Source organism: Vibrio sp. 1402 (genome assembly GCF_033340275.1).
The window spans coordinates 1-856 of sequence record NZ_JAWOWE010000148.1; the positions used below are offsets into that span (position 1 = coordinate 1).

Genomic DNA, 856 nt, shown 5'->3' on the forward strand with positions numbered 1-856 from the left:
ATCCACCGCGAGCACCGTCAGTGGCAGTCGTTCGCTTTCTTCTGTTTCAACAGGAGCGGCAATAGCTTGAGGTGCTTCAACATGTTCATTGATCAAACTTTGCAGCAGCTTACGGCGTGATAGCGGTTTGGTTAAGCACTGGATTTGATGCTCGGTCATGATTTGGTCGGCAAGCGCTAATTCGGTGCTCGGTGTACCCATGATGACACTTGGCGCCATGCGCTTCGCTTGCTCAATCCAAGCAGCGACTGATTGCTCGTCATAAGTTTGGTTAGCTGCCAAGTTCAGCAATACGTAATCGTAGTGCTCTTCGTTCTCTGGTAAGGAAGAACGATAGGTCACGAGAATACCTTCTTGACTCAAGATCTGCTGAGTCACCGATGCCGCTTGCATGTTTGGTTCTACCAACAGCAACTGTTTGCCCGTAAGTAGCTCGACTTCAATCAGATCGCTCATTGGCATTTCTGTCGAGTTGAGGCGAAGCGTAAACCAGAATGTCGAACCTTGGTGAAGACGACTGGTCAAACTGATTTCGCCGCCCATCTGACTAACCAGTTTCTGGGTGATAACCAAGCCCAGACCCGTACCACCATATCGACGAGATATGCTGGCATCCGCTTGGCTGAATGCTTGGAATAACTGCGCTTGTTGACGCTCTGAAATACCGATACCGGTGTCTCGCACCATAAATTGCAGCTCAACCGAGTCACCTGCTTGTGAACGCATTTCGACGCTAACATCGATGTTTCCGCGCTCAGTAAACTTAATGGAGTTCCCCACCAAGTTCGTCAAAATTTGTTGGATACGTAGCGGGTCTCCGACTAGACCTGGCGGGATCTTCGGATCCACTTTCAAG

At 49.8% G+C, this 856-nt stretch carries 1 protein-coding gene; it reads right to left on the minus strand.

Annotated features, from left to right (window positions below):
• A partial coding sequence (locus R7044_RS24720) for an ATP-binding protein (RefSeq protein ID WP_263857036.1) occupies nt 1–856 on the minus strand: 856 nt, incomplete at both ends.